This is a genomic window from Streptomyces sp. NPDC087270, assembly GCF_044744625.1.
In the GTDB taxonomy this organism is placed as follows: domain Bacteria; phylum Actinomycetota; class Actinomycetes; order Streptomycetales; family Streptomycetaceae; genus Actinacidiphila.
In genome coordinates this window covers 199,116-212,216 of sequence record NZ_JBIUYR010000007.1, presented here as the reverse complement: position 1 = coordinate 212,216, position 13,101 = coordinate 199,116, and the positions used below count along the sequence as shown (strand labels likewise).

General features: G+C 73.7%; 12 protein-coding genes and 5 tRNA genes. 12 read left to right on the top strand and 5 right to left on the bottom strand.

The window, feature by feature from the left end:
• Positions 1-384: 384 nt before the first annotated feature.
• Positions 385-864: a hypothetical protein gene (locus ACIPAE_RS16525; protein ID WP_402445702.1), complete on the bottom strand. Its 480-nt coding sequence runs from the start codon at positions 862-864 to the stop codon at positions 385-387.
• Positions 865-1,087: 223 nt separating this feature from the next.
• Here ACIPAE_RS16525 and ACIPAE_RS16520 point away from each other — a divergent pair, with 223 nt between their 5' ends.
• Positions 1,088-1,588 carry a DsbA family protein gene (locus tag ACIPAE_RS16520; RefSeq protein WP_329371520.1) on the top strand — a complete coding sequence of 167 codons (501 nt, stop codon included), beginning with the start codon at positions 1,088-1,090 and terminating at the stop codon, positions 1,586-1,588.
• Positions 1,589-1,776: 188 nt separating this feature from the next.
• Here ACIPAE_RS16520 and ACIPAE_RS16515 read toward each other — a convergent pair whose 3' ends face one another.
• The 3 genes from ACIPAE_RS16515 to ACIPAE_RS16505 are packed head-to-tail and all read right to left on the bottom strand — an operon-like array spanning position 1,777 to position 4,654.
• Complete coding sequence (locus tag ACIPAE_RS16515; protein WP_402445699.1) at positions 1,777-2,613, bottom strand: GNAT family N-acetyltransferase; 837 nt, start codon at positions 2,611-2,613, stop codon at positions 1,777-1,779.
• Positions 2,614-2,624: 11 nt separating this feature from the next.
• On the bottom strand, positions 2,625-3,446 hold the full coding sequence (locus ACIPAE_RS16510; RefSeq protein WP_329371514.1) for an aminodeoxychorismate lyase: 822 nt from the start codon (positions 3,444-3,446) through the stop codon (positions 2,625-2,627).
• Positions 3,443-4,654 carry a chorismate-binding protein gene (locus tag ACIPAE_RS16505; protein ID WP_402445697.1) on the bottom strand — a complete coding sequence of 404 codons (1,212 nt, stop codon included), beginning with the start codon at positions 4,652-4,654 and terminating at the stop codon, positions 3,443-3,445. The genes ACIPAE_RS16510 and ACIPAE_RS16505 overlap by 4 nt, the downstream gene beginning before the upstream one ends.
• A 224-nt stretch (positions 4,655-4,878) precedes the next feature.
• On the opposite strand from ACIPAE_RS16505, the gene ACIPAE_RS16500 reads away from it, so the two are divergent.
• From ACIPAE_RS16500 to ACIPAE_RS16480, 5 genes are all read left to right on the top strand, one after another.
• Positions 4,879-4,951 (top strand) — tRNA-Gly (locus tag ACIPAE_RS16500).
• A 32-nt stretch (positions 4,952-4,983) separates the two neighbouring features.
• Positions 4,984-5,057 (top strand) — tRNA-Cys (locus tag ACIPAE_RS16495).
• A 1-nt stretch (position 5,058) separates the two neighbouring features.
• Positions 5,059-5,130: transfer RNA gene (locus ACIPAE_RS16490), tRNA-Val, on the top strand.
• A gap of 43 nt (positions 5,131-5,173) precedes the next feature.
• Positions 5,174-5,245, top strand: a tRNA-Val gene (locus tag ACIPAE_RS16485).
• A 61-nt stretch (positions 5,246-5,306) separates the two neighbouring features.
• Positions 5,307-5,378 (top strand) — tRNA-Val (locus tag ACIPAE_RS16480).
• 545 nt (positions 5,379-5,923) lie between these two features.
• Here the strand turns inward: ACIPAE_RS16480 and ACIPAE_RS16475 are convergent.
• Positions 5,924-6,193, bottom strand: coding sequence for a hypothetical protein (locus tag ACIPAE_RS16475; protein WP_329371510.1), 270 nt, complete (start codon positions 6,191-6,193; stop codon positions 5,924-5,926).
• A gap of 270 nt (positions 6,194-6,463) precedes the next feature.
• On the opposite strand from ACIPAE_RS16475, the gene ACIPAE_RS16470 reads away from it, so the two are divergent.
• From ACIPAE_RS16470 to ACIPAE_RS16445, 6 genes are all read left to right on the top strand, one after another.
• Entirely contained in the window at positions 6,464-7,708 is a 1,245-nt protein-coding gene (locus ACIPAE_RS16470; protein ID WP_329371508.1) for a serine/threonine-protein kinase, read from the top strand.
• A gap of 1,057 nt (positions 7,709-8,765) precedes the next feature.
• Entirely contained in the window at positions 8,766-9,992 is a 1,227-nt protein-coding gene (locus tag ACIPAE_RS16465) for an acyl-CoA dehydrogenase family protein (RefSeq protein WP_402445928.1), read from the top strand.
• Positions 9,989-11,176, top strand: a complete 1,188-nt coding sequence (locus tag ACIPAE_RS16460; protein WP_402445694.1) for an acyl-CoA dehydrogenase family protein — start codon at positions 9,989-9,991, stop codon at positions 11,174-11,176. Before ACIPAE_RS16465 ends, ACIPAE_RS16460 begins: the two co-directional genes overlap by 4 nt.
• 167 nt (positions 11,177-11,343) lie before the next feature.
• A complete protein-coding gene (locus ACIPAE_RS16455; RefSeq protein WP_402445692.1) occupies positions 11,344-11,982 on the top strand; it encodes a hypothetical protein in 639 nt (212 codons plus the stop codon).
• Between the two features lie 35 nt (positions 11,983-12,017).
• Positions 12,018-12,335 carry a hypothetical protein gene (locus ACIPAE_RS16450; protein ID WP_402445690.1) on the top strand — a complete coding sequence of 106 codons (318 nt, stop codon included), beginning with the start codon at positions 12,018-12,020 and terminating at the stop codon, positions 12,333-12,335.
• Positions 12,336-12,428: 93 nt separating this feature from the next.
• Positions 12,429-13,067: a hypothetical protein gene (locus ACIPAE_RS16445; protein WP_402445688.1), complete on the top strand. Its 639-nt coding sequence runs from the start codon at positions 12,429-12,431 to the stop codon at positions 13,065-13,067.
• The last annotated feature ends 34 nt before the right edge of the window (positions 13,068-13,101 follow it).

Here is a 13,101-nt window from a genome sequence, read left to right as displayed (position 1 = left end):
AATCCGGGCCGCACCGGGAAACCGGGGTGGACAGGTCGGCCGGGTGCAACCGGTCCAACCGGTTGCACCGGGAGTACCGGACGCGGCGGCGCGGGAGGCAGCGCCGCGCGCACCGGCGGGGCGGGAAGCACGGGGACGGGCCTGACGGCGAGCAGCGGTCGCGCGCAGCCGACGGCGGTGAGGGTGACGAGGGCGGCGAGGGCGGAAACGGGCAGTTCGGCACGGTCCGGCCGCGGAGGGGCGATGACGTCCCCGGGGGTGGGCAGCACACCGCGATGATCGCGCAGCGCAGCATCCCGCGCCGCCCAACACGCGGACTTTACAAGGGTGTTTACCTGCGTCTCGGATGCCGGGACCGACTTGCGCGGAGGGCCCCGGGTCGGCTCAGATCCCGCGTCGCTTCAAGATCTCCTCGATGTCCGCGAAGTCCGACAGGCCGCTGTCCGCCGAGGCGCGCGAGCGCCGCTTGCTCGCGCTGAGCGCGGGGGCCGGCTCGGCCGCGGGGCCGGGGGCGCCGGCCACGGCCGCGGGCCCGGCCGGGGCGCCGGCGGAGTCGGCGCCACCGCCGCGCCGCCGGCGGCGGCTGGAGACCAGCCGTGTGATGCCGAAGAGCGCCGCGGAGCAGGCGATGACGCCGAAGCCGAGCCACACCGTCGGCTTGAAGACCAGGTCGACGGCCCAGTCGCCGGTGGCGGTGCCGACCTTGCGGCCGAGGGTGACCAGACCGGCCAGCGCCAGGCCGACCGGCAGCAGCGAGACCGCGGCGATCCTGGTCGCGGCCAGGAACCTGCGACGGTAGGCGGTCACGATCGCGATGGCGAGGCCGCCCGCGGACAGGGCGGCGCACAGCGTGTCGGTCAGCATCCGGCGGCTCCTGCGGCTGCGGGTCGGCCCGGGGGTCCGGCCGGGCCCCGCGAGAGTGGTCTCCCCCATCCTGCCTCGCCCGGGCCCCCGGCGGCCACGACGAGGCGCCGGGTTCCGTGGAATCTGGGGGGCAAATCGGGGTGGCCTCCTCCGTGAGCGGTAGGTCGTGAGGGGGAGGCGGAGCCCGGCGCGCGGCCCTCCGGAGCGGTGGGAGACTGGCGGTATGACCGACACCTCCACCCCTGTTGTGCTCGACGTCTGGTGCGAGCTGCAGTGCCCGGACTGCCACACCGCCATGGCCGACCTGCGGGCGCTGCGCGAGCGGTACGGCGCCGCGCTCGACATCCGGTTCCGGCACTTCCCGCTGGCCAAGCACCAGCACGCGCAGGCGGCGGCGCAGGCGTACGAGGAGGCGCACGCGCAGGGGAAGGGCCAGGCGTACGCCGAGGCGGTGCTCGCGCGGACGGCGGAACTGGCCGACCGCGGCGAGCCGGTGCTGGTCGAGACGGCGGCCGAACTCGGCCTGGACGCCGACGAGGTGGACACCGCGCTCATCGACGGCCGGCATCTGCTGGTGGTGGACGCCGATGTCGCCGAGGGCAAGGCGATCGGCGTGACCGGCACCCCGACGTACGTGATCGGCGACGAACTGCTCGACGGTTCCAAGACCCAGGAGGGGCTGCGCGAGCGGATCGAGGAGACCGCGGACCGCCTGCTGGCCTGACCTGACCTGACCGGTGGCCCGGCCCTGCCCGGCACCGTGCGCCGCCGCGCCGGCGACTCGGCCCGCCACCCCGACTCCCCGGTGGCGGGCCCGTTTTCGTATCCGCCCGTCGTATACGACGCTCGGGTACGCCGGTCGTATACGGCAAGACTCGCGGCGGCCGTTCGCCGCCGCCGGCTTTCGTGCCCTCAGAGGAGGGGCTTGCTGAAGTGGTGGTCGGTCGGGCGGTAGCCGAGGGACGTGTAGAGGCGGACCGCGGTGGTGTTCGCGGCGAAGACGTTCAGCCCGAGCGAGGTGGCGCCGGCGTCGCGGGTGAGGTCCTCCGCCACGTGCATGAGGGCGCGGCCGTAGCCGCGGCCGCGGTGCTCCCGGGCGACCTCGACGGAGGCCACCCACGACGGGTCGGCCAGCCGTATCCAGGCGAGGTGGCCGGCGGGGGCGCCGTCCAGTTCGAGGACGAGGACCGTGCTGCCGGGGGTGGCCAGGCCGTCGGGGAAGGCGCGGTCGAAGCCGGCGGCCTCCTCCGTCGCCGCCTGCTCGCGCGGGACGCCCGAGGCGGTGAGGGCGGCGATGTAGCCGTCGCGTTCGTCCCCGCGCCAGCCGCCGTACTCGTCCTCGCGCATGGGGCGCAGGGCGGTGCCGGGCGGCAGCGCGTGGTGGCCGCCGGGCGGCGGTTCCGGCAGGGCGAGCAGCATGCCGCGGTTGCGCTCGGTGTAGCCGAGGGACGCGGCCATCCGCAGGGCGTACGGCATGCCCGCGCCGGCCGTGGTCTCCACCCGGGTGCAGCCCCACTGCCGCAGCACCTCCTCGGCGGCGAGCGCGGCCACGGTGCCGCGGCCGCGGTGCCGGTCGGGCTCGTCGATCGTCAGCGCGTTGATCCGGCCGACGGTCGGTCCGTAGCGCCGGTCGGTGCCGATCGCGATGGCGCCGACGGGACGGCTGTTGACGCACACGGCGTAGGTGGCGGAGCGGGTGCCGTCGTCCTCGGTACGCACCGGCCGGGTCGGGCGCAGGGTGGTGGTCACAGCGGGCGCTCCTACGGGTTGGGGTCGGCGGCGGCGCGCTCGGCGAAGACCCGCATGGCCTTGGCGGTGACCGGCCCGGGAGCGCCGGAGAGCGTACGGTCGTCGACGCGGTGCACCGCCTGGACGTCGCGCAGGGTGGAGGTCAGGAACACCTCGTCGGCCTCCGCGAGGGCGCCGAGCGGCAGTTCGGCCTCCTCGGCGCCGGCCCAGTCCGCGACGAGCGCGCGGGTGATGCCGGCCAGGCAGCCCGACTCCAGCGGCGGGGTGAGCAGCCGGCCGCCGATCACCACGAACACGTTGGAGCCGGTGCCCTCGCACAACTGCCCCTGGGTGTTGGCGAACAGCGCCTCGGAGGCGCCGGCGGCGTGCGCGCGGGCCAGCGCGACCACGTTCTCCCCGTAGGAGGTGGTCTTCAGTCCGGTCAGCGCGCCCTTCTCGTTACGGGTCCAGGGCACGGTGACCGTGGCGGTGGTGTCGGGGCGGGGGCTCGCGGTGCCGAGGGCGACCACGAGGGTGGCGCCCGCGTCGCCGCGGTCGGAGCCGAGCGGGGAGGGGCCGCCGGTGTAGGTGACGCGCAGCCGGCCCAGCGGCATCGGGTTGGCGGCGAGCACCGCCTCGCAGGCGCGGGCCACCTCGTCGAGGTCGGGCTCGGGCAGGCCGAGGCCGCTCGCGGAGCGGGCCAGCCGGTCCAGGTGGCGGGTGGTCGCGAAGGCCCGGCCGTGCTCGGCCTTGAGGGTCTCGAAGACGCCGTCGCCGACCGTCAGGCCGTGGTCGAGCACGGACACCGTGGCGTCGGCCGCGTCGCGCAGCCCGCCGTCCACCCAGATCCTCACCGTACTGTCCTTTCACCGCCGCGCGCGGCGCCCGAACCCGGGGCCGCCTGTTCGTGCCCTGCGTACCCTTCGCGCTCCGCCGGGGCCTCGCGCTCACCGGGGTACTCTCCCGACGCTACCGCCAGCAGCCGCGCGGCCTTCAATGCGGTCTCTTCCCACTCGCCGTGCGGGTCGGAGCCCCAGGTGATCCCGGCGCCGGCACCGAAGCGCAGCACGGGGCCGCCCGGCGGGCTCCGGTCGATCCAGAACGTGCGGATGCCGACGGCGAGTTCGGCCGCGCGCCGGTCGGCGTCGACCCAGCCGATCGCGCCGCAGTACGGGCCGCGCGGGGCGGTCTCCAGCTCGGAGATGACCCGCAGCGCGCTGGACTTGGGGGCGCCGGTGACCGAACCGGGCGGGAACACGGCCGCGAACAGCTCCGGCCAGCCGGCGTCGGGGCGCAGCTCGCCCCGGACGGTGGAGACCAGGTGCACCAGGCCGGGGTGCGGCTCGACCGCGCACAGGGCCGGCACGGTGACCGTGCCGGTGGCGCAGATCCGGCCGAGGTCGTTGCGGACCAGGTCGACGATCATCACGTTCTCCGCGTGGTCCTTGGTGAGGAAGTCCGCGGCGGTGCGGGCGGTGCCCTTGATCGGGCCGGACTCGACGGTGGAGCCGCGGCGGCGCAGGAACAGTTCGGGGGACGCGGTCGCGATCTCGACGCCGTGCGCGGGCAGCCGGATCGTGCCCGCGTACGGGGCGGGGTTGCCGTGTGCGAGGACGGCGCCGAGCGCGTCGATGTCGGCGTCAGCGTCGGGAGGGGCGCCCGGGCCGGAGCGGGTGGCGGGGCCCGTGGGCAGGGGCGCGGTCAGCACCCGGCAGAGGTTGACCTGGTAGACCTCGCCGGTCGCGATCCTGGCCCGGATCTCGCGGACACCGTCCTCGTATGCCGCCTGGTCCATCGAGGAGGTCCAGGCGCGCGGGTCGGGGCCGCGCCAGCCGACGTCCGCGGCGACGGCGGCCGGGGTGGCGCCGGGCGGTGGTACGGGCCGCGGCTGCTGACGTACGTCGCCGAACCGGGCACAGACCGTACGGCCGTCGAAGTCGGCCGCGACCGCCCAGAAACCCGCGGAGTCCAGCGCGGCCACGTCGTCGGTGACATCGCGGAGGTCGGAGGCGACGAGCGAGCCGAACCGGGCTATCGGGGGCAGGGCGGAGGGGTCGCGCACGGGGATTCCTGGGGGTCGGGCGGAGTACCGGAGGCGGACCGGACCGCGCAGGTGAGCGGGGTGCCGGGCGAGGTGCCGAAGGGGTCGTCGGCCGGCCGGAGCGGGCCGCTTCGCCGTCAACAGCTTGTCATTGGCCCGGCACGCTGCGGAAACCGGTTTTTGAGCTGGACCGGGAATCCGCTAGAGTTCAACTCGTCGCCGAGCAGTCTACGGTGGCGGCACCTGCGGACGTGGCTCAGTTGGTAGAGCATCACCTTGCCAAGGTGAGGGTCGCGAGTTCGAATCTCGTCGTCCGCTCGATGTGGGGGATCACCCGAACCCCTGCTGTTGGTGGAGTGGCCGAGAGGCGAGGCAACGGCCTGCAAAGCCGTCTACACGGGTTCAAATCCCGTCTCCACCTCCAAGGACGATTAGCTCAGCGGGAGAGCGCTTCCCTGACACGGAAGAGGTCACTGGTTCAATCCCAGTATCGTCCACTGGCCCCCGACCGGGGCCTTTGCCGCACCTTGCTGGACCCCCGCGCGATTAGCTCAGCGGGAGAGCGCTTCCCTGACACGGAAGAGGTCACTGGTTCAATCCCAGTATCGCGCACGCGCCATCGGTATCACCTGAATCACCGGCACCACCGCAGTATCTTGCGCGGCACCATCCCGGACGATTAGCTCAGCGGGAGAGCGCTTCCCTGACACGGAAGAGGTCACTGGTTCAATCCCAGTATCGTCCACACTCGGCGAGGGCCGGAGACGAAAGCGTCTCCGGCCCTTTCGCATGGGCCGAAGTAGCCGCGGGCCGATACGGCCGTGAGCTGATGCGGTCGTGGGCGGGCGCGTCCGTCGGTTGACGCGGCCCGGAAACAGCGCTGTGCCCGGGTATCGGCTGATACCCGGGCAACCGCTGCCGTCCGCCCTACCCCCGTCCCCACGGGGTTGAGACCGGTGATCCCCGACCCGGACCGCTCTTCCGGGCCTGAAGCGTGGTGTGACGCCTCAACAGGCCGATCACGGACGACGTCTGCGCGACCCCGCCGCAGGGTGCGGCGGTGATCGAATCCGTGTTGTTCACGTCTGGGCGGCGGACGCTTGACCTCGGGGGACGAGTACGTCGCCCGCCGCTTGACCTCAAATCTATGGGCCGCGGCCGCCCGGGTCGTCATGCCTCCGGACCCCTTTCCGGCCTCCCGGAGGATGACGTCCCATCCGTCGCATACTCCCCAGGGTGGACGTCGGCCATGGCCGCCTCAGGGGTGTCCCGGAGGCCGTCCGTGGCTGATCAGGGCGCGGGTGGCCGGGCGGGCACGGGCGCGGCGGGCCCGGGGACCGGGTCCTCGCGGGGCACGGGGTGCTCGACGAGCGCGAGCACGCGCGTGGCCATGAAACGGGCGGTGCGCACCGCGGTGCCACTGCGGGTGACCTCGCTCACCTCCACGACCCCGCGCCGCACCGCGGTCTCGACCCTGCGGCCTGCGCGGGTCGCGGTCACCTCATAGGTGCGGGTGGTGTCACCCGCGTCGACGACTATCTCCACACGATCACCTTTCACGGCGTCACTCCCCCTTGGTGGACTGCCCGTTGGCGACTTCTCCGGGAGTGCCGCGACCTGCCGCCCGACCGCCTCTCCCGGCCGGCTTCCGCGTCCCGCGTCATCTCCCGTCCCCTCAGAATGCCACCAGGCACTGACAATTCACGGCCCGTCGCCTGCGAGGCATCAACGCGCGGCGGGACTTGAGTACGTAAGCTGTGGGCGGCCGACCGGCCAGCGACGCGGAGTGGGGCCCTCTCCCCCACCACCGGAGGTAGGGGACGGACAGACATGGCGATGATGCGGCTCCGGCGCGAGGACCCGCGGGTCGTCGGCTCGTTCCGGCTGCATCGGCGGCTGGGCGCGGGCGGCATGGGTGTGGTGTACCTGGGCGCGGACAAGCGCGGGCAGCGGGTGGCGCTGAAGGTGATCAGGCCGGAGCTGGCCGAGGACCAGGAGTTCCGGTCCCGGTTCGCCCGTGAGGTGTCGGCGGCGCGGCGGATCAGGGGCGGCTGCACCGCCCGGCTGGTCGCCGCGGACCTGGAGGCCGAACGGCCCTGGTTCGCCACGCAGTACGTCCCCGGGCCGTCGCTGCACGACAAGGTCGCGGAGGGCGGCATCCTGCCGGCCGCCGAGGTCGCCGCGATCGGGTCGGCGCTCGCGGAGGGTCTGGTGGCCGTGCACGAGGCCGGCGTCGTGCACCGCGACCTGAAGCCGTCGAACATCCTGCTGTCGCCCAAGGGCCCGCGGATCATCGACTTCGGGATCGCCTGGGCGACCGGGGCGAGCACCCTCACCCACGTCGGGACGGCGGTCGGCTCGCCCGGGTTCCTCGCGCCCGAGCAGGTGCGGGGCGCGGCGGTCACGCCGGCCACGGACGTGTTCGCGTTCGGGGCGACGCTGGCGTACGCGGCGACCGCGGACTCGCCGTTCGGGCAGGGCAGCTCCGAGGTGATGCTCTACCGGGTGGTGCACGAGGAGCCCGATCTCGTCGGGGTGCCCGACGCGCTCGCGCCGCTGGTGTACGCGTGTCTCGCGAAGGACCCGGAGGAGCGGCCGAGCACCGTGCAGCTCTCCGAGCGGCTGTCGGAGATCGCGACGCGGGAGGCGCGGGGGCTGGCGACGGTCCGGCCGCCGCGTCCGGAGCGGCCCACCGGGCGGCGCGCCGAGGAGTACGCGCAGCAGCGGACGGAGCGGGGCGCGGCGGTCTCCAACGGGGGGCGTACGGCGGGGGGTTCGACCGGCGGCGGAGGAAGCGAGCGGGTCGAGCGAGCTGAGCGGGCGGGGCGGGGGGCGCAGCGGACCCCGGCGAGGACTCCGGCGCGGACCCCCGCCGCGCGGACGCCCGCGGCGCGGGCGCAGGGGACTCCCACGGGGCGGACGACGGGGACGCGGACCCCCGCGAACCGGACCCCCGCGCAGCGCAGGCCCGGTGCTCCCGAATCCCGGCGGCGGCTGCTCCGTCAACGGGTGTTCGTGTTCGTGATCGTCACGCTGATCGCGGCTGTGTGCATCGCGGTGCTTCAGGCGGCATAGCGCTCCCGGGTTGAGCCGCAGGGTCGCGCCGCGGTGCGCCGTGTTTCGCTCCCGGGTGCCGCCCGGTGGGTGGGTCGGCGCTCCACTCTCCCCCCAGAGCTTCGCCGGGGTGGCACCCCCACGCGCCCCCCAGGGGCTGCCCCTTCCGGCCCGCGTTCAACCGACCGCCGCACGTGGTTGCGCGCGCAGTTCCCCGCGCCCCCAAGGGGGCTGCCCCTTCCGGCCCACGTACAACTGAACGCCACATGGGGTTGCGCGCGCAGTTCCCCGCGCCCCCAAGGGGGCTGCCCCTTCCGGCCCACGTACAACTGAACGCCACATGGGGTTGCGCGCGCAGTTCCCCGCGCCCCCAAAGGGGCTGCCCCTTCCGGCCCGCGTTCAACCGACCGCCCCATGCGGTTGCGCGCGCAGTTCCCCGCGCCCCCAGGGGGTGCCCCTTCCGGCCCGCGTTCAACCGACCGCCCCACGTGGTTGCGCGCGCATGACGGGACTGTCCCTGGCGGTCCTTGCGGGTGCGCGGGCGGTTCAGGGGGCGGGTGGTGAGGCGGCGGGCCGGGGCGGGGCGGCTTCGTCGACGTCCGGGGACATCGCGGCCGTCGCCGTGCGCGCCCTGGCCGACGCGCACGCCCCGAACACCGATCTCGTCCTCACCGGCCCCGAGGCGCTCGGCTATGACGACAACGCCGCGATCGTCACCGAGACCACCGGCCGGCGCGTGGTCCACCAGCGGCTGGTCCCCGAGCAGATGCGTGACCGCCACGCGCGGGAGATGCCGCTGGAGTTCGCCACGATGCCGGCGCGTTACGGGCAGGTCGGCGCGGGGGTTACGCGAGTTGCTCGGAGCGAGGCCGGCGGGGTAGCGCCCTCGGGCAGCACCGGAGTAGCACCGGCCGGGTGGCACCGGGGTGGCTCCGGGGGGAGCATCGGTCAGGTCGTGCCGGGGGTTCGAACAGCCATGGTTCGAACAGCCCTAGGCACGAGCGCGGATGTCCGCTACGTTAACAAGCGCTTGCTTAGAGACGTGGGTGGCCGGGAAGACGGGAAGGGCGGCAGCGCGATGGCGAAGGGCCGGGAGGCGGAGGACCGCGCGGAGGGCGGCGCCGTGGACGCGGCGGAGCTGCGCGGACGGGTGCGGGAGCTGCTGGCCGCGCACCCACCGGGAGCCGTCTCCCCCGAGGAGTTCCTGCGGGCCCGGTTCGACGCGGGCCTGGCGTGGGTGCACTTCCCGCGGGGCCTGGGCGGCCTCGGCGCCCCGCGCTCGCTCCAGCCCGTGGTGGACGCGGAACTCGCCGCGGCCGACGCGCCCGACAACGACCCGCGCCGCATCGGCATCGGCCTGGGCATGGCCGCGCCGACCATCCTCCGCTACGGCACCGAGGAGCAGAAGCAGCGCTTCCTGCGCCCGTTGTGGACCGGCGAGGAGCCGTGGTGCCAGCTGTTCTCCGAGCCGGGCGCCGGCTCGGACCTGGCGGGGCTGCGCACCCGGGCGGTCCGCGAACCCGGCGGAGACTGGATCGTGGACGGCCAGAAGGTCTGGACGTCCAGCGCCCACACCGCGCGCTGGGCGATCCTCATCGCCCGTACCGACCCGGACGTGCCCAAGCACCAGGGCATCACGTACTTCGTGTGCGACATGACCGACCCGGGCGTGGAGGTCAGGCCGCTGCGCCAGCTCACCGGCGAGGCGGAGTTCAACGAGGTCTTCCTGACCGGGGTGCGCATACCCGACGCGCACCGGCTCGGCGCGATCGGCGACGGCTGGCGGGTCGCGCAGGCCACCTTGATGAACGAGCGGGTCGCGATCGGCGGCCGGGTGCTGCCGCGCGAGGCGGGCATGGTCGCGGCTGCCGCGGCCACCTGGCGGGAGCGGCCGGAGCTGCGCACCCCCGAGCTGCACGACCGGCTGCTGTCCGCGTGGGTCGACGCGGAGGTGGCGCGGCTGTCCGCGGAGCGGGTCCGGCAGCAGCTCGCGGTCGGCTCGCCCGGGCCGGAGGGCGCCGGCCTGAAGCTCGCCTTCGCCCGGCTCAACCAGCGGATCAGCGGCCTGGAGGTCGAACTCCTCGGCGAGGACGGCCTGCGCTACGGCGACTGGACGATGGTCCGCCCACGCAGCGTCGACTTCTACGGCCGCGACGCGGGCTACCGCTATCTGCGGGCGAAGGGCAACTCCATCGAGGGCGGCACCTCGGAGATCCTGCGCAACATCATCGCCGAGCGGGTGCTGGAGCTGCCCGCGGAACCCCGTACCGACAAGGACGCCGCCTGGAAGGACCTGCCCCGATGACCGCGCCGACCCAGCCCGCCGACCGTTCCCAGGCCCATCCCGCGGCCCAAGTCCGCCCCGCGGCCCCGGACCTGCTCTACTCCGACGTCGAGGACGACCTGCGCGCCGCGGTGCGCGACCTGCTCGCCGACCGCTGCCCGCCCGGCGCGGTGCTCACCCGGGTGGAGGGCGAGCAGCCGTACGACCCCGAGCTGTGGCGGCTGCTCGCGGCCGAACTCGGCCTCGCCGGACTGCTGGTGCCCGAGGAACAGGGCGGCCAGGGCGCGACCGCGCGCGAAGTGGCCGTCGTACTGGAGGAGTTGGGCGGCGCGGTGGTCCCGACACCGTTCCTCGGCAGCGCGGTGCTGGCCACCTCGGCACTGCTCCGCTGCGACCTCACCGACGAGGCGGTCGCCGGCCTGCTGGGGCGGCTGGCCGCGGGCACCACGACCGCGGCCCTGGCCGTACCGCTGTCGGCGGCACCCGGTGGCGACTTCCCCGCGACCGTACGGGCCGACGCCGAGGGCCGGCTGACCGGGCGGGTGACCAGCGTCGCGGACACTCCCGGCGCGGGCGTGCTGGTGGTGCCCGCGGTCGGCCCGGACGGCCCGGGGTTGTACGAAGTGGCCGCGGCGGACGCCTCGGTCGGGGTCGAGCCGTTCAGTTCGCTGGACCTCACCCGACCGCTCGCGGACGTGTCCTTCGCCGGCAGCGCCGCGCGCCCGCTGCCCTCCGCCGACGCGCCCGCCGCACTGGACGCGGCCCTGCTGACCGCTGCGGGCCTGCTCGCCTCGGAACAGCTGGGGGTGGCGCAGTGGTGCCTCGACGAGACGGTCCGCTACCTCGGGCAGCGGCACCAGTTCGGGCGGGTGGTCGGCTCGTTCCAGTCGCTCAAGCACCGGCTGGCCGACCTGTGGCTGGAGGTCGTCTCCGCACGGGCGGCGGCCCGGGCCGCGGCCGACGCGCTCGCGACCGGCTCCCCCGACGCGCCGGTGGCCGTGGCCGTCGCCCAGTCCTACGCGGCCGGCGTCGCGGTGCACGCGGCCGAGGAGGCGGTGCAGTTGCACGGCGGGATCGGGATGACCTGGGAGCACCCCGCGCACCTCTATCTCAAGCGGGCGAAGGCCGACGAGATCGCACTGGGCACCCCGGGCCGCCACCGCGCCACCCTCGCCACCCTGGTCGAACTCCCCCCGCCCAACTGACCCCTCACCCGGGTGCGTTGCGCGCTACCCCGCACCGTTCCTTCTTCGTCCGGCCGCAACCGGTCGATGGCAGGGCCGCGTCCATGGTGAGAGGATTCCCCGTCGGGAACAGCGAGGACAACGACGGGTCCCGTGACGCCGCACGCCCTGACCGAAACCGAGGACGTATGAAGCTCACCCGCGCCGCTGTCTGGGCCGCGCCCGTGGTGGCAGTCGCCTGCGCGACGAGCGCCTGCGGCGGCGGGATGAGTTCGGCGGACGGTATCAAGCAGGCCAACCGGGTCCGGACATCGGCCGCGCAGACATACTGGACGGTCCGTACCGCGCTGCCGGCGTCGCTCCACCTCGACGAGCCTTACGGGAAGGGCCGCTTCGTCACGTGCACCAAGACCGAGAAGAACGGCAAGGGAGCGGTGAAGTACGACCTCTTTGACTATCTGGCTCCGGTGAAGGCCAAGCTGACGATGGCGCAGTTGCTGTCAGGGGTGGAGAGCGGCTTGAAGCCGCAGGGGTGGACCTTCGCCCCCTACACCATTCCTCGCTCGGCCATGCCGGACCCGGAGAGCGAGGAACTCCACGGCTGGCGGGCCCACAAGGGCGACCAGACGATCGACCTCACCCTGCACGAAGCGCGCAACGGCGCGACCGCTGCCGGGAATTTCGATGTCCTCACCGACTGCAAGAAGTACGGCGGCGCCCAGAAGAAGCTGCTCGCCGACTACGCCGGCGGAGACAGCCGGGACGATTACAAGCCGACCGCCTCCGACCCCACACCTGTTCCCACCGGATTCCCGACCCCCATGTGAACGCGCACGCACCACCAACGGGAGGAAGCAGCGCCATGGCAGACAAGAAGGTGCCCAGCCCCATGTGGCAGGCACTCAGCGACCTGCACACCGAGGTCCAGAAGGACCTTGCGACCGTCAACGGCTCGCTGAAGGACGCCGACAAGCGGATGGCCGGCGGCAAGGGCGACGTGTGGGTGGGCGCCACCGCACGCGCCTGGGCGAGGGACCTGACCGGGGCGGCCAACGACGTCACCACGCAGGCCAACGGCTTCGCCGAGTACGTCAGCCGCGAACTGGCCGCCCACCCCAAGGAAGTCACCCAGGCCGAGGCCGACAGCGAACGCCGCGTGCTCGCCGGCCGGATGGGCTGACCCCCGAGCCGCCCTCGCCCGGGCACCGCACACGCGATGTTCCTCCAGCGCGACCACGGACGTGTCGCGGCCATCACAGGAAGCTGAGCAGGTATGAAACTCCGTGGCCGCGCCGCCACTTGGGCCGCACTGCCGGCGGTCGCCCTCACCTTCGCGGTGAGCGCGTGCGGGGGCGGTACGAGCAGCGCCGACGGCATGAAGCGGGCGGCGGAGGTCCGGGGCTCGACTGCCGAGGTGTACTGGAAGACCCGCACCGCGCTGCCAACCGCACTCCACCTTCACACGCCCGAGGGGAGTGGCAACTTCGTCGCCTGCTCCGAGGACGAGAAGAACGGCAAGGGCGCAGTGAAGTACGACCTCTCCGATTACCTCGACCCTGCAAACAAGCTGACGATGGCCCAGTTGGTGTCCGGCGTGGAGAACGGGCTGAAGCCGCTGGGGTGGACGTTCGCCACACGGACCATCCCCGCGAAGCGCATGCCGGACGCCAAGAAGGAGAAGCTGTACGGCTGGGCCGCGCAAAAAGGTGAGCTCACCATCGAGCTCACCTTCCATGAGGCGAGCAAGGGGAAGTCGGCCGCCGGCTACCTCGACGTGCTCAGCGCGTGCAAGAAGTACGGCAAGGCCCAGAAGAAGCTGCTCTCCCAGTACGCCGACGGAAACAGCTTCGACACGTACGATCCGATGCCCGGAACCCCGCGCCCCGTGCCGACCGGCTACCCGGCCGGGTAGCCGCAGTAACGAAGCCTCGCCACCGGTCCGGCAG